This window comes from Sphingomonas sp., from assembly GCF_041661885.1.
Taxonomy (GTDB): Bacteria; Pseudomonadota; Alphaproteobacteria; order Sphingomonadales; family Sphingomonadaceae; genus Sphingomonas.
In genome coordinates, this window is record NZ_JBAZTL010000004.1 from 163882 (window position 1) to 183771 (window position 19890).

General features: G+C 63.4%; 18 protein-coding genes. 10 read left to right on the forward strand and 8 right to left on the reverse strand.

Annotated features, from left to right (window positions below; genetic code table 11):
• The first annotated feature begins 104 nt into the window (after window positions 1–104).
• Window positions 105–239, forward strand: a complete 135-nt coding sequence (locus tag WC704_RS09585) for a hypothetical protein (protein ID WP_372889694.1) — start codon at window positions 105–107, stop codon at window positions 237–239.
• Between the two features lie 49 nt (window positions 240–288).
• On the opposite strand, the gene WC704_RS09590 is transcribed toward WC704_RS09585, so the two are convergent.
• Window positions 289–1713, reverse strand: a complete 1425-nt coding sequence (locus WC704_RS09590) for an aldehyde dehydrogenase family protein (RefSeq protein ID WP_372889695.1) — start codon at window positions 1711–1713, stop codon at window positions 289–291.
• A 117-nt stretch (window positions 1714–1830) separates the two neighbouring features.
• Here WC704_RS09590 and WC704_RS09595 point away from each other — a divergent pair, with 117 nt between their 5' ends.
• The 4 genes from WC704_RS09595 (at window position 1831) to WC704_RS09610 (ending at window position 5338) form a co-directional block, all read left to right on the forward strand.
• Window positions 1831–2805, forward strand: a complete 975-nt coding sequence (locus WC704_RS09595) for a quinone oxidoreductase (RefSeq protein WP_372889696.1) — start codon at window positions 1831–1833, stop codon at window positions 2803–2805.
• A 79-nt stretch (window positions 2806–2884) separates the two neighbouring features.
• Complete coding sequence (locus WC704_RS09600) at window positions 2885–3325, forward strand: DUF983 domain-containing protein (RefSeq protein ID WP_372889697.1); 441 nt, start codon at window positions 2885–2887, stop codon at window positions 3323–3325.
• Window positions 3326–3563: 238 nt separating this feature from the next.
• Complete coding sequence (locus WC704_RS09605) at window positions 3564–5141, forward strand: anti-phage dCTP deaminase (protein WP_372889698.1); 1578 nt, start codon at window positions 3564–3566, stop codon at window positions 5139–5141.
• A complete protein-coding gene (locus WC704_RS09610; protein ID WP_372889699.1) occupies window positions 5138–5338 on the forward strand; it encodes a hypothetical protein in 201 nt (66 codons plus the stop codon). The genes WC704_RS09605 and WC704_RS09610 overlap by 4 nt, the downstream gene beginning before the upstream one ends.
• A gap of 331 nt (window positions 5339–5669) precedes the next feature.
• Here WC704_RS09610 and glnA read toward each other — a convergent pair whose 3' ends face one another.
• The 3 genes from glnA to map form a co-directional block, all read right to left on the reverse strand.
• A complete protein-coding gene (glnA, locus tag WC704_RS09615; RefSeq protein ID WP_372889700.1) occupies window positions 5670–7094 on the reverse strand; it encodes a type I glutamate--ammonia ligase in 1425 nt (474 codons plus the stop codon).
• A 96-nt stretch (window positions 7095–7190) separates the two neighbouring features.
• Complete coding sequence (locus WC704_RS09620; protein WP_033965448.1) at window positions 7191–7529, reverse strand: P-II family nitrogen regulator; 339 nt, start codon at window positions 7527–7529, stop codon at window positions 7191–7193.
• A gap of 165 nt (window positions 7530–7694) precedes the next feature.
• On the reverse strand, window positions 7695–8519 hold the full coding sequence (gene map / locus WC704_RS09625; protein ID WP_372889883.1) for a type I methionyl aminopeptidase: 825 nt from the start codon (window positions 8517–8519) through the stop codon (window positions 7695–7697).
• Window positions 8520–8581: 62 nt separating this feature from the next.
• On the opposite strand from map, the gene WC704_RS09630 reads away from it, so the two are divergent.
• The 4 genes from WC704_RS09630 (at window position 8582) to WC704_RS09645 (ending at window position 13490) form a co-directional block, all read left to right on the forward strand.
• Complete coding sequence (locus WC704_RS09630) at window positions 8582–9337, forward strand: competence/damage-inducible protein A (protein ID WP_372889701.1); 756 nt, start codon at window positions 8582–8584, stop codon at window positions 9335–9337.
• A 17-nt stretch (window positions 9338–9354) separates the two neighbouring features.
• Window positions 9355–9693, forward strand: coding sequence for a hypothetical protein (locus WC704_RS09635; RefSeq protein ID WP_372889702.1), 339 nt, complete (start codon window positions 9355–9357; stop codon window positions 9691–9693).
• A 165-nt stretch (window positions 9694–9858) separates the two neighbouring features.
• Window positions 9859–12408 (forward strand): cation-translocating P-type ATPase, encoded by a 2550-nt coding sequence (locus WC704_RS09640; RefSeq protein WP_372889884.1) that lies wholly within the window; start codon window positions 9859–9861, stop codon window positions 12406–12408.
• Window positions 12405–13490: an AI-2E family transporter gene (locus WC704_RS09645; RefSeq protein WP_372889703.1), complete on the forward strand. Its 1086-nt coding sequence runs from the start codon at window positions 12405–12407 to the stop codon at window positions 13488–13490. The genes WC704_RS09640 and WC704_RS09645 overlap by 4 nt, the downstream gene beginning before the upstream one ends.
• Here the strand turns inward: WC704_RS09645 and mgtA are convergent.
• Window positions 13466–16030, reverse strand: coding sequence for a magnesium-translocating P-type ATPase (gene mgtA / locus WC704_RS09650; RefSeq protein ID WP_372889704.1), 2565 nt, complete (start codon window positions 16028–16030; stop codon window positions 13466–13468). The two genes, WC704_RS09645 and mgtA, sit on opposite strands and share 25 nt — an antisense overlap.
• A gap of 165 nt (window positions 16031–16195) precedes the next feature.
• Between mgtA and WC704_RS09655 the strand changes: the two genes are divergently transcribed.
• Complete coding sequence (locus WC704_RS09655) at window positions 16196–17146, forward strand: cation diffusion facilitator family transporter (protein WP_372889705.1); 951 nt, start codon at window positions 16196–16198, stop codon at window positions 17144–17146.
• On the opposite strand, the gene WC704_RS09660 is transcribed toward WC704_RS09655, so the two are convergent.
• The 3 genes from WC704_RS09660 to WC704_RS09670 form a co-directional block, all read right to left on the reverse strand.
• Window positions 17143–17826: a DUF4893 domain-containing protein gene (locus WC704_RS09660; protein WP_372889706.1), complete on the reverse strand. Its 684-nt coding sequence runs from the start codon at window positions 17824–17826 to the stop codon at window positions 17143–17145. The genes WC704_RS09655 and WC704_RS09660 overlap by 4 nt on opposite strands.
• Window positions 17827–17902: 76 nt before the next feature.
• On the reverse strand, window positions 17903–18688 hold the full coding sequence (locus WC704_RS09665; protein WP_372889707.1) for a 3-hydroxybutyrate dehydrogenase: 786 nt from the start codon (window positions 18686–18688) through the stop codon (window positions 17903–17905).
• A gap of 20 nt (window positions 18689–18708) precedes the next feature.
• Window positions 18709–19872, reverse strand: coding sequence for a patatin-like phospholipase family protein (locus tag WC704_RS09670; protein WP_372889708.1), 1164 nt, complete (start codon window positions 19870–19872; stop codon window positions 18709–18711).
• Window positions 19873–19890: the final 18 nt, after the last annotated feature.

Consider the following 19890-nt stretch of genomic DNA (forward strand, 5'->3'; position numbering starts at 1 on the left):
GGTGCCGACCGGCTTCCTGCTCGTACTTTGTGCGGAAGCGACTATATTGCTGGCAGAGGCTGTCGCCGTGCCCCGCGAACGGAACGGCCTTGGAGGTAAAGCCAGTGTTGGATCTGCCCAAAACTACCGAGCCGCAGCGGCACCCGCAAAAGCCACAGCCGCCCAAGCACCACATCGTGCGCGAAGGCGCGAGCTTCACCCTGAAAAACTTCCGCCAGCCGGTACGCAAACCGGCGTAAAGCCTTAGCCGGTCGTCGGCGGGCAGCGCATCAGCCGCCCGCGCCCGGCTCAGGCAGGCTCGCCGATCACGGTCTTCACTTCCATGAAGTCGGTGAGGCCGAACTTGCCGTTTTCGCGGCCATTGCCCGATTGCTTGTAGCCGCCGAACGGCGCGTTGCCGTCGGGGCTCCACGAATTGATCGTCACCAAACCCGCGCGTAGCCGCAGCGCGACCTTGGCGGCCTTGGCCGGGTCACCCGAGATTGTTGCGGACAGGCCGTAAGGTGTGCCGTTGGCGATCTTCACCGCTTCGTCTTCGGTGTCGTAAGCGATGATCGTGGCGACCGGACCGAACACCTCTTCCTGCGCGATGCGCATGTCGGGCGTCACGTCGGTAAACAGGGTCGGTTTGATGAAATAGCCGACATTGCGCCCGTCGGGCCGCCCGGTGCCGCCGGTGACCAGCGTCGCGCCCTCGTCGATTGCCGACTGGATCAACCCCTGAATCTTGTCGAACTGCGCCTTGTTGACGACCGGGCCGATATGCGCGCCCATTTCGGCGGGGTCGCCCACTTGGGTGCCCTCCACCATCGCCTTGACGATGCCGGTGGCGTCCGCAACCTGGCTCTTGTGCACCAGCAGCCGCGTCGGCGCGATGCAGCTTTGGCCCGAATTGGCGAGCACGCCCTGCACGGTCGGCGGCAGTACCGCTGCCAGATCGGCCCCTTCGATCACCAGATTGGCTGCCTTGCCGCCCAGTTCCTGATGCACGCGCTTGACCGTCGCCGCCGCATTCTGTGCGATCGCAATCCCGGCGCGCGTCGATCCGGTGAAGCTGACCATGTCGACATCCGGGTGCGCCGATAGCGCCGAACCGACCCCGGCGCCATCGCCATTGACGAGGTTGAACACCCCGGCAGGCACGCCCGCCGCATCGAGGATTTCGGCGAGGATCACGGCGCAGCCGGGCGATTCCTCGCTCGGCTTCAGAATCATCGTGTCCCCCGCCGCCAGCGCGGGCGCGACCTTGGCGGTGACTTGATTGAGCGGCCAGTTCCACGGCGTAATCATCGCAACCACGCCCAGCGGTTCATGCACCACGCGCGCGCGACCCAGTTGTTCTTCGAACTGGAAGGTGTTGAGCGCCTTTAAGGTGGAAATGAAATGTCCGAGCCCGGCGGGCACCTGCGCCGCCGTGGCAAAGCCGATCGGCGCGCCCATTTCCTGGCTGACCGCCTGTGCGAGATCAGGGATGCGCTTCTTATATTCCTCGATGATCCGCTCGAGCAGCGCGGCGCGTTCGGCGACGGTGGTTTGCGAATACGTCTCGAACGCGGTGCGCGCGGCGGCGACGGCGGCATCGACATCGGCGGCGGTGCCGAGCGTGATTTCGCTGCACGGCTGCTCGGTCGCGGGGTTGATGACCGCATGACGCGTACCCCCGATGCTCTCGACCCAGACACCGTCGATATACTGTTTGAGGTAGCTCTGCATCGCCGCTCTCCACGCTCTTGAATTTCTGTTAGGCGACGACAAATGGAGCGCAAGCGAATAGGTTGCAACCCGAAACGTACATCGTCGGTTGGGACGGTGCGATAAGGAGACAGGCAGATGGCACGCGCCGCGCGGATCGATCGCATTGGTGGCCCGGAAGTGATTGAATGGGTCGATATCGACTTGCCCGATCCCGGTCCTGGCGAGGTGCGGATGCGCAATGTCGCGGTCGGGCTGAACTTTATCGACGTGTATCACCGCAAGGGCGTCTATCCGGTCGCGCTGCCAAGCGGCCTTGGTTCCGAGGCGGTGGGCGTCGTCGTCGCGATTGGGCCGGGCGTCACCGATTTTGCACCGGGCGACCGCGTCGGCACTTTCGGCCCCGCGCTTGGCGCCTATGCGAACGAACGCAATGTGCCTGCCGCCATCCTGCTGCACTTGCCCGACGATATCAGCGACCAGACCGCCGCCGCCGTGTTGCTCAAAGGGTGTACCACCGAATTTCTGGTCGAACGCTGCGCGCGCGTGCAGGCCGGGCAGACCGTTCTGGTTCATGCCGCAGCGGGGGGCACCGGGCATTTGCTGGTTGGCTGGTTGAAAGCGATCGGCGCGACGGTGATTGGCACCGTCGGCAGCCCCGAAAAGGCGGTGCAGGCCAAGGCGGCGGGCGCAGACCATGTGTTGCTGCACAAGAGCGAGGATGTGGCAAAGCGCGTGCGCGAACTGACCGATGGCGCGGGCGTGCCGATCATTTTCGATGGTGTCGGCATGGCGACCTGGGAGGTTTCGCTGGCCAGCGCCGCGCGGCGCGGGTTGATCGTCAGCTTCGGCAATGCTGGTGGCAAGGTGACCGGGGTCGATCTCGGTATCCTGTCGGCGCGCGGATCGCTGTTCGTCACCCGCCCGACGCTGTTCAGCTATTATGTCACGCCCGAGGAACGTCAGGCCGGGATCGACCGCGTGTTCGCGATGCTGCGCTCGGGCGCGATTACGCCCGAAATCGGCCAGACCTTCGCGCTGGAAGACGCCGCCGCCGCGCACCGCGCGCTGGAAGCCGGGGAGACGTGCGGCGCGACCGTGCTGACCGTGTGAACCGCCCTGGGGCGTTATGTCCCATCGCAGTCGGTGCGCGCGTCCCTATCTAGGCGGCAGCGCAGGAATTGGATCAGACATGGCGGACACACAGACCGAGCGCGAAAAATGGCGCTGGATCCTCAAATCCGGTGCCAAGGGCCTGTGCCCGCGCTGCGGCAAGGGGCATATGTTCCGCTCATGGCTAAAGGTGACCGATCGCTGCGAAATATGCGGACTGGATTACAGCTTCGCCTCGCCCGATGACGGCCCGGCGTTTTTCTCTTTGTGTATCGTCGCGTTTCCGCTGCTGTTCGTGGTGGTGTGGTTCCAGGTCGCGTTCAGCCCACCCGTCTGGGTCCATGCCGTCACTTCGCTGCCGCTGATGCTGGCGGGATGCCTGCTGCCGCTACGCCCGATCAAGGGCTGGCTGGTCGCTTCGCAATATGTGAACAAGGCGCATGAGGCGGGGACCGCGCAATTGTGGGGGCGGTTGAACGGTCGGACGGTGGAGAAGGGCGCGACGGCGTTTGATGAGTGAGGGGACTCCCCAAGTTTATCGACGGATACTTCGGTGCAGATGGCTTGTGGCTGGCAGAAAGGCGAGGCTCTAGCCAAACACGTTGCGTACGAGATTAAATGCGAAGCAAATTAGCTTGCGGGGGAGCGAACCGGCCAATCCGTGTGAACAAGCTAGTAAAGTTGCATACGATCTGATGCCTTTCCGATCAAATCGCAATGTGCAATTAATATCGACTAGGAAATTAGTCGGGGGACGAATGCAAGCGCCGAAGCTAATCAACGAGGCTCATGTCTCCATCAAAGGCGGTGTCGCGCTGGAAATTAATGAGCGCCTTTCGCAGGAACTGGTCATAGCGCTTGTCGGGCCGGTTGGGTCTGGAGTGTCGTCAGCGGCGGAGTTTCTGCGCGAAGCGCTCGACGGCGAATTTGGATATGATGTGGCGCCGATTATGAAGCCAAGCGATGTGATTCGATCGCAGTCGGGTCTCGTCGGCATCAGGGCACCGGCGAGTTCTCGAACGGCTACCTATATCAGCGAGATGCAGGATGCCGGGAACAAGCTTCGGCAGTGCTTCGGCAACAATTACCTGATCGAGAAGGTCGTTGAGAAAATCCGCAGCTATCGGACAACAAAGTTGGGTTATAATGGTGAGAACGAGGTGCCCGGACGGCGCGCCTACATCATTGATTCCCTAAAAAGCATGGAAGAGCTTCAACTGCTCCGTGATATTTATCGCGATACGCTTTGTGTGATCGGGATTTTCGCCCCAGACAAGCTACGTGATGAGCGTCTCAAGAATCTCGATTATCCTGAGGCCGAGCGTCAAAAGGTCATGGCGCGCGATCAGGGCGAACTCGCCACTTTCGGACAGGCGACCCGTAAGCTGTTCATTCATTCCGATTTTTTTGTCTGCAACGATCGTCGTCTGGACGATCTGAAAGCAAACCTTAACCGCTTCCTTGACATCGTCTTCGATACCGCAATCCATACTCCGACACGCGCAGAATCTGCAATGTATGAGGCAAACGCGGCAGCGGCAAATTCAGCCTGCATGTCGCGCCAAGTTGGCGTCAGTATAATATCGGCGGGCGGCGAACTCATCGCGGTCGGCTGGAACGATGTGCCGAAATTCGGCGGTAGCCTCTATACCGAGGATGATCGGGCGGTCATCGACGCGGAGAGTAAGGCGATCATCGATGGCGACCATCGTTGCTATAATTGGGGCGGCAAGAAATGCCATAACGAGATCCGTCGGCACAGCCTCATGGATAAGGTAGCCATCGCGGTGGCGGACAGCGGGCAAATTCGCCAGGGCGGACGCGCGGCTGTTCGAGAGGCCATCGGGAAAACCGACATCAATTCACTGATCGAGTTTTCACGCTCGATCCACGCTGAGATGGAGGCGATTCTGTCGGTTGCGCGCGAGGGCAAACACTCACTCGTTGGTGCTACCCTCTATACAAACACATATCCCTGCCACAATTGTGCGCGACACATCGTCGCCTCAGGAATCAAGGAGGTGGTATATATCGAACCCTATCTAAAGAGCCTGGCGATCGAACTTCACAGCGATGTCATTAGCGAGTTGCCAGACGCTAGGAACATGGTCGTTTTCCGGCAGTTTAACGGAGTGGCGCCAGCGAACTTTCTCAAACTGTTCAGGCCCAAGGGCGATCGTAAAAATCAAGGAAGGTTGATCCGAACGCCACGCAAGGAGGCTCTACCGATCTTTCGTGTGCCACTGGATGCCCGACGAGACTACGAGGACAAGGTGATTGCCGACATCACCGCGAAAGAGCAGGATCAAGTGAATAAGCCAGGAGCAAACCCATGAGCAAGGTTGGCGATAAATCGCAACTCGACTTCGACCTCTCCGGCAGCCACCTGCGTTCCGATGCACTGCCACAGGCATCGCAAGCGCTTGTGATTCCCTTCATTGATGCGACCACGCTTCAGGTTCGTCGTGACGCCCTACGAAGGGTAGCATCCAGTGGCATTTTTCAGATTCCCTCCGCATTGCGGCGTGACTGAAGCTGTTACCCAACCGTCTCGAAGTGAAGCATTTGGTTTGACCCATGCTTGTCTGGCGTTTGTGAGGGCCAACAACTTCGGCCAAACGCGGCGTCGATAAGGGCGGCAGGTCCCGCCCACCGTCCAAAGAATGAAAAAAAAGCACCCGGATCGCTCCGGACGCCTTTTCTGGCATCGCGCCGCGGCGAAGCCAGTTTCAGGCCGGTCATGCCCCCCGCATGACCTAAACGATGCGGGGCATCGTTTACCTGAAACTCGTCGGTCCTCGCTAAAGCGAGGCCGGTCGATTCGCACTATGCGCTGGCGCACACCGTGCGGTCGCGGCCGCGCCTTAGTACGAATAGTACATATCGAACTCGACCGGGCTCGGGGTCATTTCCCAACGCGCCACGTCGTGCATCTTCAGTTCGATGTACGATTCGATCTGGTCCTTCGAGAACACGTCGCCCTTGAGCAGGAAGTCGTGATCGGCGGCGAGGCTTTCGAGCGCTTCGCGCAGCGAACCACACACGGTCGGCACTTCGGCCAGTTCGGCCGGCGGCAGGTCGTACAGGTTCTTGTCCATCGCCTCACCCGGGTGGATGCGGTTCTGGATGCCGTCGAGACCGGCCATGAACAGCGCCGCATAGCAGAGATACGGGTTGGCCATCGCGTCGGGGAAGCGCACTTCGACGCGCTTCGCCTTGGGGCCGGTGCCATAAGGAATGCGGCACGAAGCCGAGCGGTTGCGCGCCGAATAGGCGAGCAGCACGGGCGCTTCATAACCCGGCACCAGGCGCTTGTAGCTGTTGGTGGTCGGGTTGGTGAAGGCGTTCACCGCCTTGGCGTGCTTGATGATGCCGCCGATGAAATACAGGCAGGTGTCCGACAGACCGGCATAGCCATTGCCCGCGAACAACGGCTGGCCCTTGTCCCAGATCGACAGATGGGTGTGCATCCCCGAGCCGTTATCTTCCTTGATCGGCTTGGGCATGAAGGTGACGGTCTTGCCGTAAGCCTGTGCAACGTTGTGGCAGACGTACTTGTAGATCTGCATCCGGTCGGCGGTCAGCGTCATCGTGCCGAAGGTGAGGCCGAGCTCGTGCTGGGCAGCGGCGACTTCGTGGTGATGCTTGTCGCACGGCAGGCCCATTTCGAGCATGGTCGAAACCATCTCGCCACGGATATCGACCGCGCTGTCGACCGGCGCGACGGGGAAATAGCCGCCCTTGGCGCGCGGACGGTGGCCGAGATTGCCGCCTTCATACGAGGTGCCGGTGTTGGTTGGCAGCTCGATATCGTCGATTTTGTAATAGCTGGTCGAATAGCTGTTCTCGAACTGGACGTTGTCGAACATGAAGAATTCGGCTTCCGGCCCGATATACACGGTGTCGCCGATGCCGGTGGTCTTGAGATACGCCTCGGCGCGCTTGGCGGTCGAGCGCGGATCGCGGGCGTAAAGCTCGCCGGTCGAGGGTTCGACGATGTCGCACACCAGGATCAGCATCGGCGTCGCCGAAAACGGATCGATCCACACCGCGTCGAGATCGGGCTTCAGGATCATGTCGGATTCGTTGATCGCCTTCCAGCCCTCGATCGAGGAACCGTCAAACATGAAGCCGTCGGTCAGCTCATCTTCGCCGACAACGCCGGCGACCATCGTCAAATGCTGCCATTTGCCCTTGGGATCGGTGAAGCGCAGATCGACCCACTCGATCTCCTGCTCCTTGATCATCGTCAGCACGTCGCTCGCAGTGTTTGGAGCCGAATTCGCCATGTCCCCACGCCCTTTCGTTATCAATCAATTTCCCGCGTAGAATCGGGAATCACGTTTCACCCGGATGCTCGGGTTGTCACACAATGTTGCGCTGCGTCAAATGGCATCCTCGTCGCGTTCGCCGGTGCGGATGCGCAGCGCGGTCTCGACGGGGATGACGAAGATCTTGCCGTCGCCAATGCGCCCGGTCTGCGCGGCGGCGGCAATGGCCTCGACCACGCGCTCCGCCAGCGAATCCTCGACGACCACCTCAAGCTTCACCTTGGGCAGGAAATCGACGACATATTCGGCACCGCGATACAGTTCGGTATGGCCCTTTTGCCGACCGAAGCCCTTGGCCTCGGTCACGGTAATTCCGCTCACGCCGACTTCGTGCAGCGCTTCCTTCACCTCATCGAGCTTGAACGGCTTGATGATCGCCTCGATCTTTTTCACGCAGCACGCACTCCCAGTGTGTCGATGTCTCTTACAACAACCGTGCCAGCCGCGCGAGGTGGCGCAAACGCGTGCGCGGAAGGGCAGGGGCTCAGCGTAATGTGCTTAACGCGCGCGCATCGACGCCAGTGCTGCCCTATTTTGAGGCACGGTTCCGGTTCGCGCTCAATAAGGCGGCTTGTCGAACCCGCCCGGGCTGAGCGTGAAGATTTCGCAGCCGTCCTCGGTAATGCCGATCGAATGTTCGAACTGCGCCGACAGCGAACGGTCGCGCGTCACCGCCGTCCAGCCATCGTCGAGCACCTTTACGTCGGGGCGACCGGTGTTGATCATCGGTTCGATCGTGAAGATCATGCCGGGCTTCAGCTCGGGGCCGGTGCCGGGGCGACCGGCATGGACCACTTCGGGCGCATCATGGAACAGGCGACCGACACCGTGGCCGCAGAAATCGCGCACCACGCCGTAACGGTGCTTTTCGGCATGGCGCTGGATCACGTCGCCAATGTCGCCGAGATGATTGCCGGGCCTGGCCATTTCGATGCCGAGCATCAGGCATTCATAGGTCACCTCGACCAGCCGCTTCGCCTTGATCGGCACGTCGCCAATCAAATACATGCGGCTGGTATCGCCATGCCAGCCGTCGAGCAGCGGGGTGACGTCGACATTGACAATGTCACCATTTTTCAGCGTCTTGTCGCTGGGGATGCCGTGGCACACGACATGATTGGTCGAGATGCAGCTCGAATGCGTATAGCCGCGATAGCCAAGCGTTGCGGGCACGCCGCCGCGATCGACAATGAAGCGGCGGATCATCGCGTCCAACTCGGCAGTGGCCATGCCGGGCACCATGTGCGGCACGATCATGTCGAGCGCTTCGGCGGCTAATTTTCCGGCGGCACGCATACCTGCAAAGGCTTCGGGCCCATGAAGCTTGATGGCGCCGGTCCGGGCGGTGGGCGCGTCGGCGGTTACGGTTACATATTCGGTCATCCCCGCGATATAGCGAAGCCGCTTGGGCTTTGCGAGGGCCACGATGCGGGCTATGCGGAGCTATGACGACACGCATCTGGACGGTCGCGCTGGCGGTGATCGGCGACGAGATCCTGTCGGGCCGCACGCAGGACAGGAATATCGCGCAAATCGCGACCTGGCTCAACGTGCAGGGCATCCGCCTGGCCGAGGTGCGCGTCGTGCCCGACAAGACCGACGCGATCGTCGAGGCGGTCAACGTGCTGCGCGCGCGCAACGATTATCTGTTCACCACCGGCGGCATTGGCCCGACGCATGACGATATCACTGTCGATGCCATTGCCGAGGCGCTGGACGTGCCGGTGGTCTATCACCCGCAGGCGGTGGCGGTGCTGGAGGCCTATTACACAACGCGCGGCGGGTTGACCGATGCGCGCAAGCGCATGGCGCGCGTGCCGCAAGGGGCCGATCTGATCGAGAACCGCATGTCGGGTGCGCCGGGCATCCGCATCGGCAATGTCGTCATCATGGCAGGGGTGCCGCACATTACCGCAGGGATGCTGGATGCGCTGACCGGCACGCTGGAGGGCGGGTTGCCGGTGTTGTCGCGCACGATCGGCTGCTGGGTCGGTGAAAGCGAGATTGCTGACCTGCTGCGCGAGGCGGAAAAGAGCCATGAAGGCGTGGCGATTGGGAGTTATCCCTTCTTTCGCGATGGCCGCACCGGTGCCAATTTCGTGGTGCGCGCGACCGACGCGGCGCTGGCCGACCGCTGCATCGCCGAGCTCACGCGCGCGTTGGAGGCAACGGGGCGGACGGTGGTTGCGGGCGGCATTTGAGGGACAAGAGCGAGATGATGAACCGTATCTCCGTAGCGATGATCCTGACGGCGGCGTTGGCATCGTGCGATGGCAGCCCGAGCGGCAGCGACAAGCCTGCCGCCGTCGCGACGCGCGATCCGATGGAGGCGAAGATCGATGCCTTGTCGCCCTCCTTGCAGGAAACGACGATGTTCCGCGCGATCCGCGATGGCGGCTATACCTGCCAAAAGATCGTGCGGATGAAAAAGCATGAGCCGATTGACGGCAAAGCGACGTGGATCGCCGAATGCGAGGATCGCGGGCAATATGTCATCGCGTTGCAGCCGGGCGGCATCTTCTGGGTAAGCGGCGTGCCGCAACCCAAGAAGCACTAGGCGCGAACACATCGCGCGAACCGACGAAGCGAAGGGGCTCTTTTAGGGGAAAGCCCGCATAGCGGAAGCGGGCGCGGCGCGGCATTGCTCCTCGTCTTGCGTGCGCATCTGCGCTAGCCGGTGGATAGTGTCACCGGGAACTCGGTGTCGGGGAAAGCCACCATGATGACGCCCGCACCCACTGGTCTTTCGCCTGCCGAAGCCGCCGATCGTCTGGCGCGCGACGGGCCCAATGCCTTGCCCCGCGCCGGGCGACGCTCGACCTTTCATATCGCGTTCGAGGTGGTGCAGGAGCCGATGTTCGCGCTGCTGCTGGCAGGCGGCGTTGCCTACTTGCTGCTGGGCGATTTGACCGAGGCGTTGATCCTGCTGGCCTTTGCCAGTTTCTCGGTGGTCGTCACCGTCGTCCAGGAAACCCGCACCGAACGGGTGCTGGAGGCATTGCGCGATCTTTCGGCACCCAGCGCCCTGGTCGTTCGCGGGGGCGAGCGCCTGCGCATTCCGGGGCGCGAGGTGGTGTGCGGGGATGTGCTCGTGCTGGAGCAGGGTGACCGCATCGCCGCCGATGGACGCTTGCTCAGTGCGGATGATCTCCAGGCGGATGAATCGCTGTTGACCGGCGAGTCGCTCGCGGTCGGCAAGGCGGTTCAAGCGGAGGTTTCATCAGCCGATCACCGTCCGGGGGGCGAGGATCAGCCCTATGTCTATTCGGGCACACTGGTTGCGCGCGGCAGCGGCATCGCCGAAGTGACCGCGACCGGGCCGCGCAGCGAAATCGGCAAGATTGGCCAGTCACTCGCCACGCTCGATACCGAGGCACCACGGCTCCAGCGCGAAACCACCCGCATCGTCACCTGGTGTGCGATCGGCGGGGGTGCGGTGGCGTTGGCGGTGGTGGTGCTGTTCGGCCTGTTGCGCGGCGGCTGGATCGAGGCGATCCTCGCCGGGATCGCGATCGGCATGTCGATGCTGCCCGAGGAATTTCCGGTCGTGCTCACCATCTTCCTGGCGATGGGGGCGTGGCGGATCGGCGCGGTCGGCGTGCTGACGCGGCGCGCGGCGGCGATCGAGACGCTGGGTTCGGCGACGGTGCTGTGTACCGACAAGACCGGCACGCTGACCGAAAACCGCATGTCGGTGGTCGCCTTGTGGCTGGCCTCGGGCGAGGAGGCGACGCTGGGCGAAGCGCCGTGCGCCTTTGCCGATTACGGACCGATCGTGTGCATGGCGGCGCTGGCGAGCGCGGCGGACCCGTCCGACCCGATGGAAATCGCGCTGCATCAGGCGCATGTCGAGGTTTGCGCGGCGACGGGGCCGGACTGGACGCACGTCCACGGCTATGCGCTGCGGCCCGATCTGCTCGCCATGTCCAATGTCTGGCGCACCGAGGACGACCGGCTGGTCGTCGCGACCAAGGGCGCGCCCGAGGCGATTGCCGATTTGTGCAAGCTGGCACCCGTTGAGCGGGACCGTATGACGCAGGCGGTCGACCGGATGGCCGCGCGCGGCATTCGCGTGCTCGGCGTGGCGACGGCGGTTGCCGTCGATACCGATTGGCCCGAGACGCAGGCAGGCTTCGCGTTCGAACTGGTCGGTTTGGTTGGCCTGGCCGATCCGTTGCGCCCGACGGTGAAGGCGGCGGTCGCCGAATGCCGCTCAGCGGGAATCCGCGTCGCGATGATTACCGGCGATTACGCCGCCACCGCCAAGGCGATCGCCGCGCAGGCCGGAATCGCCGATGGTGATGTGCTGACCGGCGATGAACTCGCGGCGCTCGACGATGCCGCGCTCGCCGTGCGGTTGAAGACGGTAACGGTGTTCGCCCGCATCATGCCCGAACAAAAACTGCGCATCGTCCAGGCGTTCAAGGCCGATGGTGAAGTGGTGGCAATGACCGGGGACGGCGTCAACGACGCGCCCTCGCTAAAGGCGGCGCACATCGGCATCGCGATGGGCAAGCGCGGCACCGATGTCGCGCGCGAGGCGTCGGCGATCGTGCTGCTCGACGATGATTTCGGCGCGATCGTGCAAGCGGTCGCGCTCGGTCGACGGATTTACGACAATATCCGCAAGGCGATGGCGTTCATCTTCGCGGTGCATGTGCCGATCGCCGGGCTGGCGTTGTTGCCGCTGATATTCGGGATGCCGATCCTGTTCGGGCCGATCCATATCGCCTTGTTGGAAATGGTGATCGATCCGGTCTGTGCGCTTGTGTTCGAGGCCGAGCACGCGGAAAGAGACATCATGCACCGTCCGCCCCGCGACCCGAATGAACCGCTTTTCTCGGTAACGATGATCGCGTGGGGCGTGTTTCAGGGCGGGTTGGCCTTTGCCATGCTGGCGACGGTGTTCCTGCTGGAAATGCGCGGCGGTATGCCCGAGGCGGAGGTGCGCGCGCTGATCTTCTTCGCGCTGATCGCCGAAATTCTGGCACTCATCCTCGTCAACCGCTCGTTCGGCGCGTCGATCATCGCGGCCTTCGCGCGGCACAATAGCGCGCTGCGCGCCGTGCTGGCGGCAATCGTCGTCATCGCCAGCCTGATCTTCTTCCTGCCCGCCGCGCAAACCTTGCTGAAATTCGGCTCGATCGCGTGGATCGACATGGTTTTCGCATTTGGGCTGGGGGCAGGGCTGCTGGTCATACTCGAACTGTGCAAGCCGTTTGCGCGCACGATCATGCGGCGTGGCGGCACTCCGCGGCTGGCGGCTGCATGACAGCGCCGGATATGCGCGGCGTATCGCTCGAACGCGGGTTCTTCCTGGCGTTCCTCATCGTTGTGTCGCTGGTTTTTGCCTGGCTGATCGCCCCCTTTTTCGGCGCGATCGTGTGGGCAGTAGTCGCCTCGATCGTGTTCGCGCCGCTCACCGATTGGCTGAGCACGCTGCTTGGTGGCAGGCGCAACGTTGCGAGCCTGTTGACGCTGCTGCTCATCCTGCTCGTGGTGATCTTGCCCACCGTTCTGCTGGGCGGCGCGCTGTTGCAACAGGCAGCGGGGCTCTATGCCAAGATCAAGTCGGGCAAGATCGATTTCGATGTGGTGTTCTTCCAGGTTGAGGGCCGCTTGCCGAACTGGGTCCAACAGCAATTGGCGGGCTATGGCCTCACCGATTTCGCGGCGGTGCGCGCGCGGATCGCGGACGGGGCGGTCAAGAGTTTCGATTCGCTCGCAGCACAGGCATTCAGCTTCGGCCAAAGCGCGTTCGGGTTTTTGGCGACGCTCGGCATCATGTTGTACCTCTGCTTCTTCCTGTTGCGCGACGGGGGCGAGATTGTCGCGAAGGTCGAACATGCCATTCCGCTGCTGCCCGAGCATCGCCGCGCGCTGTTCGACAAGTTCGCAGCGGTCGTGCGCGCGACGATCAAGGGCAGTCTGGTCGTTGCCGTGCTGCAGGGGATGATCGGCGGGATGATCGTGTGGGGGCTCGGCATTGGCGGCGCGCTGCTGTGGGGGGTGCTGATGGGCGCGTTCTCGCTGCTGCCCGCGATCGGCACGGGTATCGTGTGGGTGCCGATGGCGCTCTATCTGCTCGCAACCGGGGCGATCTGGCAGGGGATTGCGCTGGCGCTGTGCGGGTTCTTCATCATCAGCAGCGTCGACAATGTGGTGAAGCCGATTCTGGTCGGGCGCGACACGCGTATGCCCGATTACGTCGTGCTGATTTCAACCTTTGGCGGCCTGGAACTGTTCGGGTTTAACGGGCTGGTGGTGGGCCCGGTGATCGCGGCGATGTTCATCGCGACCTGGGAGATTTTTTCGGGCTCGCGCGACGCTCACCTTGGTATCAGCGCCCGCTGATGCGCGTGGCGTGATGGACGGCTGGGCCTGATCGCAATGCCTTTCAGCAACTCCGCACAGACCAGATAGGCGGCCACCACCGCAACGATCCCGCCCGTCATCGCCAGTGGCGGTGTCTGGAAACCCAGCCAGTGCGCCAGCGGGGTGAAGGGCAGGGCAAGCGCCACCAGCAACGCGCCCAGCGACGTCATCGTCAGGATCGGGCTCGCGCGGTTTGCCCACGGCCTGCCATTGGTGCGGATGATGAAGATCACCAGCACCTGCGTCGCCATCGATTCCAGAAACCACGCGGTACGGAATTCAGGCGGTGCGGCATGGAACAGCAGCACCAGCCCGGCAAAGGTCAGCAAGTCGAACAGCGAGGATAATGGCCCCATGATCGCGGCGAATTTCACGAGGTCGCGCACGTTCCACACTTGCGGCAGGGCGACGGCCTCGGCGGGCACCGTGTCGAACGGAATGCCGATCTCGGACACGTCGTAGAGCAGGTTGTTGAGCAGGATTTGCGTCGGCAACATCGGCAGGAACGGCAGGAAGAACGACGCCACCGCCATCGACAGCATGTTGCCGAAGTTGGAACTGGCCCCCATGCGGATGTATTTCAGGATGTTGGCGAAGGTCCGCCGCCCTTCTTCCACGCCGTCCGCGACGACCGCGAGATCGCTGTCGAGCAGGATCATGTCCGCCGCCGCCTGGGCAACCCCCGTTGCCCCTGCGACCGACAGGCCAATGTCGGCCCCTTTGAGCGCCGGGGCATCGTTGATGCCATCGCCCAGATAGCCGACCACGGCCCCGCGTGCCTGCAATGCCCGCACGATGCGTGATTTTTGATCGGGGGCGAGCCGCCCATAGGCATCGACATGCCGCACCTGCACCGCAAGCGCATCGTCGGACAAGTGCAGGATGTCCGCGCCCGACAGCACACGGTCCGCCTTCATGCCGACCAGCCCGGCCAGCCGCTTGACCACCACCGGATCATCGCCCGACAGGATCTTCAGTCGGATTCCCGCTGCCGCCAATCGTGCGATGGCGGCGGCGGCGGTCGCCTTGGGTGGGTCGGCAAAGGCGCACAGACCCTCGAAGACGAGGCCGGTTTCATCCGCTGGCGAAACGGTTTGCGCAGGGCCGGTCCAGACGCGCGATGCCACCGCGATCGTGCGCAAGCCTTCCTGCCCGGCCAATGCCGTAACGTACGCCAACGCGGCGGCGCGCTCCGCCGCGCCCATCGCGCCGCCGCCCTGACTCGACGTGCATAAGGCAAGGATCGCCTCGGGCGCACCCTTGGCGATCAGGATTGTGCCATCGGGGCCAGTCGCGACCACCGACCCCAGCCGTCGAGCGAAATCGAAGGCGTGGCGTCCGATCAGCGTCCAGCCCGCATCCGCATCGGGCGCGGCGGCGAGCAACGCCGCGTCGAGCGCGCCGCGGTCTCCACCGAGAGCGGCGGCAATGGCGGCCAGCCGTGCCGCGCGCGGGTCCGTCGCCCCGGTGGGGGACAGGCTGCGCGCGAGCGTGATTTCAGCCGAGGTCAGCGTGCCGGTCTTGTCGGTACACAGCACCGTCATCGCGCCGAGGTCATGGATCGACGCCAGCCGTTTCACGATCACCTTGCGCCTGGCCATCCGCATCGCGCCGCGCGACAGCGTGACGGTCGTAATCATCGGCAGCAATTCGGGCGTCAGCCCCACCGCCAGCGCGACCGCGAACATCAGCGATTGCAGCGCCGGTCGCCCGAAAAACACACTTGTCGCCAGCACCACCACGACCAGCACGATCGTCAGCCGCGCGGTGAGCAGCCCGTAACTGCGGAGGTCGCGCTGGAAGGGGGAAAGTTCGGTGGCTTCGTCGAGCGCCGCCGCCGCGCCACCAAATACGGTTGCGGCACCGCAATGCACGACCAGCGCGATTGCCTCGCCCGTCTGTCCAACCGCGCCGCGAAACAGCGCATTCGACGCCTCGCCCGCCGTCTCACCTGTGACCGTGCCGGGGCGCTTTTCTACCGGATACGGCTCGCCCGTCAGCGCGGCCTCATTGGCGGTAAAGGCATCGCTGTCGAGCACCAGCCCGTCGGCGGGGATGATGTCGCCTGCGCGCACGCGCATCACGTCGCCGGGCACCACACCCTCGACCGTAATCTGCACGAAATGCCCGTCGCGCTTGACCTCGGCCTTCAGCGCAACCGTCCGGCGGAGCGCCGCCGCCGCGCCGAGCGCCTGGCGTTCCTGCACCGCCTCCAGCCCGATCGAAATCGCCAGAATGGCGACGATGATCGTCCCGCCAACCCCGTCGCCGGTAGAGATTGACACGATCGCCGCGACGAGCAGGATCAGCGACAGTGGCTCGAACAGGCGGCGGATGACCGCGAGCAACAAGCCGGTCTGGCGCGCCGTCGCATCGGCATTGAGCCCATAACGGGCAAGCCGCGCATCGGCCTGCGCGGTGGTCAGTCCGTCGTGGTCGCAGTCGAGATCGGCGCAGATCGCCTCGGGCGAGCGCGTCCAGAAAGGCGGCGTGGGCGAGCCGGGGGCAGGGGCGTGCATCGCCTCACTATCCGGCGCGGGAGCCCAGGGAGTAGCTTCGGAAAGTACGGATACGAGCTTGCGTCGGGGTGGTCATCGCCCGGGCGGTGGGGCATGGCCTGGAACAGGATCGCGCTTACGGTGTATTTGGCGGATGGTCGCGTCCGCGCGGGGGTAAACAAATCCATGTCGGCATCCAAGCAAGGCGGAACCAATTTCGTCGTTATCGCAGCGTTGTTCGCCAATCTCGGCATCGCGCTCGCCAAATTCGTGGCGGCGGCAATCACGGGATCGTCGGCGATGCTGACCGAAGGCTTCCACTCGGTCGTCGACAGTTTCAACCAGCTCCTGTTGCTGTACGGCCAGCATCGCGGGCGCCGTCCGCCCGATGAGGCGCATCCGTTCGGCTATGGGCGCGAGCTGTATTTCTGGAGCTTCGTCGTCGCGATCCTGATCTTTGGCGTCGGCGCGGGCGTGTCGATCTACGAGGGCTGGGTCCACATTCTCGATCCCGAACCGCTGCACGATCCGTTGGTCAATTATATCGTGCTTGGCGTGTCCTTTGCGCTGGAGGGCGGATCGTGGTTTGTCGCGATGCGCGAATTTGCCGCCGCCAATCGCGGCAAGAGCTGGTGGGCGGCGGTGCGCAAGTCGAAGGACCCGGCCGGGTTCATCGTGCTATTCGAGGATTCGGCGGCGATCGCTGGCCTTATTGTGGCCGGCGTTGGCGTATGGGCCAGCCAGATGTGGGGCGACCCGCGCATCGATGGCGCGGCGTCGATCGTAATCGGGCTTATCCTCGGCATCGTCGCGGCCTTGCTCGCGCGCGAGGCGAAAGGATTGCTGATCGGCGAGGGGGCTGATCCGGCGGTGGTGACCAAGGTCCGCGCGATCGTCGCAGCACGGCCCGAAATTACTGCGGTCAACCACGTCCGCACCATCCACACCGCGGCCGACAGCATCTTCGTCGCGATCAGCGCCGATTTCCGCGATCAGATTACGATGGGCGAGGCGGAAACGCTGATCGAAACGATCGAAACCGAGCTGAAAGCAGCCGAACCGATGCTGTCCTCCATCTATATCCGCCCGGAAAAGCGCGAGAATGCGGCCACGCTTCCCGCAGAACCGCCCCGTTAGCGTTTGGGGGCGGGCACGATCTCGACCACGTCGAGCAGCGATTCAAAGCGGGGATAGGGGAGCACCAACCGCCAACGCTTGTCGCCGACCCGTTCGATATACCCCGCCATGTCGCGATTGCTGTCCTGCCCGTAGCTGAGCGGCTTGGTTTCATCACCCAGCACCATCGTACCGAGAAAGATCGCACGCGCCGAGGAATCGGGGAAAATCAGCCCAACCGGGCGTTGCGCACCGGTTACTTTGTAGAGGCTCGACACCCCGCCTTCCTCGTCGATCTTGCAATCGACCGGCGGGTAGGTCGTCACATCGTGCATCGCGGTTCCGTTCGCACCGAGCTTGACCACGCGGCAGCGATAATCCCCGGCTGGCGGCGTCGCCCCGCTCAACGCCCTGTCCGGGTCGAACAGCGTTGCGTCGCCGGTAACAACCGCCGCCTTGGCGCTGCGTTGTGCCTTGGCCAGCGCATCGACCCACGCCTGGCGCCAGTTGCGCAAGCGCGTTCGGTCTTCGGCAGTTGCGACGCGCCGCCAGTCGACCTGCGCACCCGCGTCGGGGCGTACCGATCGCGGCTCGGCGATGCGCACTTCGATCGTCTTGCCAGCCTTGCCGCCGCACCCGGCAAGGAGTGCGGCGGGCAGCGCGCAGAGGACAGACCCAAGGACTCGGGCTAAAACCTTCAAAGCGACCGATCCCTTGTTGCAACGGACCGGCAACTAACCACGCCAGCCGAAGCTTGCCAAGGCCGCCGCTACTCGATCAGGCCGCCGTCCAGCCGCCATCGACCGAAAGGTTGGTGCCAGTGATGGATTTTGCCTCGTCGCGGCACAGGAACAAAGCGAGCGCGGCGACCTGATCGACCGTGACGAATTCCTTGGTCGGCTGCGCTTCGAGCAGAACGTCGTTGATAACCTGATCGCGCGTCAGCCCGCGCGACGCCATCGTGTCGGGGATCTGGTTCTCCACCAACGGCGTCCACACATAACCCGGCGAAATGCAGTTGACGGTAATGCCATAGGTCGCGGTTTCCAGCGCGATCGTCTTGGTCAACCCGGCAATACCGTGCTTGGCCATGACATAGGCCGATTTGTTGGGGCTCGCGACCAGCGAATGCGCCGACGCGGTCGAAATGATCCGGCCCCATTTCTTGGCCTTCATCAGCGGCACCGCCGCCTGCATCATGTACCAGGCCGAATTGAGGTTGATCTTGATGATCGCCTCGAACTTGTCGGCGGGGAAATCCTCGATCTTGGCGACATGCTGGATACCGGCATTGTTGACGATGATGTCAGGGCCACCCAGCTCATCGTGGCAGCGCTTGACCATCGCGGCGATTTCCTCGGGCTTGGTCATGTCGGCGGCATCGTACAGGGCCTTGGCCCCGCTTGCCGCTTCCAGCTTCGCGCGCTCGGTCTCGATCGCGGCGGCATCGCCAAAGCCGTTGATGACGACACTCGCGCCCTCGGCGGCGAACACCTTGGCATATTCGAGCCCGATGCCCGAGGTCGATCCGGTGATGATGGCAGTCTTGCCCTTGAGGAACATGGCGGAGTCTCCGTTACGGTTCAAAGGGTTGGTAAAGGCGGGTGCTTAACGGTCAAGTCGAACGCGGCACTTCTGCCGGTTTCGATATTTTCGGCGACCAGCTCGGCATTGGCCATCGTTTCGGCGACCGCCGCCTGGCCCGCCTCCCAGTGCTCGCGCATCGTGCGGGCGGAAAATTCGAAATCGCGGCTGCCGCCCTCCCAGGCATTGGCGCGGTAGATCAAGTGGACAAGATTGACCGGGTCCTCGTTCGATTGCGCCTTGAGCGCGACAACGTCGGGGTCGTCGCGCAGTTCCGGCGGCAATTTGGCGAGCACGCGCCGCGCCAGTTCACGATCCTTGCGGATACGCATCACCTGATCCGACACTTGCCGGGTGCGGCTGGAGAAGCGGATTTCCTTTTCGCGCGCCATCACGTCCATGATCGTGCGGGGTCGCTCGGTCGCTGATGCGAACAGGTCGATTTGAAAGGCGAGCAGGGGCCCCTGCTGATGGTCGAGCACATGCGTCAACGGGGTGTTGGACACCAGCCCGCCGTCCCACCACAGCCGCCCGTCAATCTCGATCGGGGGGAGGCCGGGTGGTAACGCGCCCGAAGCCATGATGTGACGCGCGTCGATCCTGGTTTGAGTCGTATCGAAATAGTTGAAATTGCCGCTTTCGACATCAACCGCGCCGACCGACAACCGCACCGGGCCATTATTGAGCAGATCCCAGTCGATCAGGTCGTTTAGCGTCTCTTTCAGCGGGGCGCTGTCGTAGAAGCTGATCGCCTCGGGCGTGCTGGGTGCCGCGAGCATCGGCGACAGGAAGCGCGGGGTGAAGAACCCCGGTACACCCGCCGCCAGCACGAATCCGGCCGACCATTCGTGCAGGAATTCGCGAAGATGGTCGTTGGGGAAGATCGGGAAGCTCGGCAATGCCGATGTCATCAGGTCCCAAAAGGTATTCAGCCGTTGCACGCGCAGCTCGGGCGGGTTGCCCGCAACGATCGCGGCGTTGATCGCACCAATCGAAATGCCCGCGACCCAATCGATCTCGATACCGCTTGCCGCCAGCCCCTCGATCACCCCTGCTTGATAGCTGCCAAGTGCGCCGCCGCCCTGTAGCACCAGCGCAACGCAATCGGGCAGGGGAAGCGCCTTGGCACGGCGTTTCGGCGTAATCGTCTCGGAATCGGCCATGCGCCGGACATGCGCGCG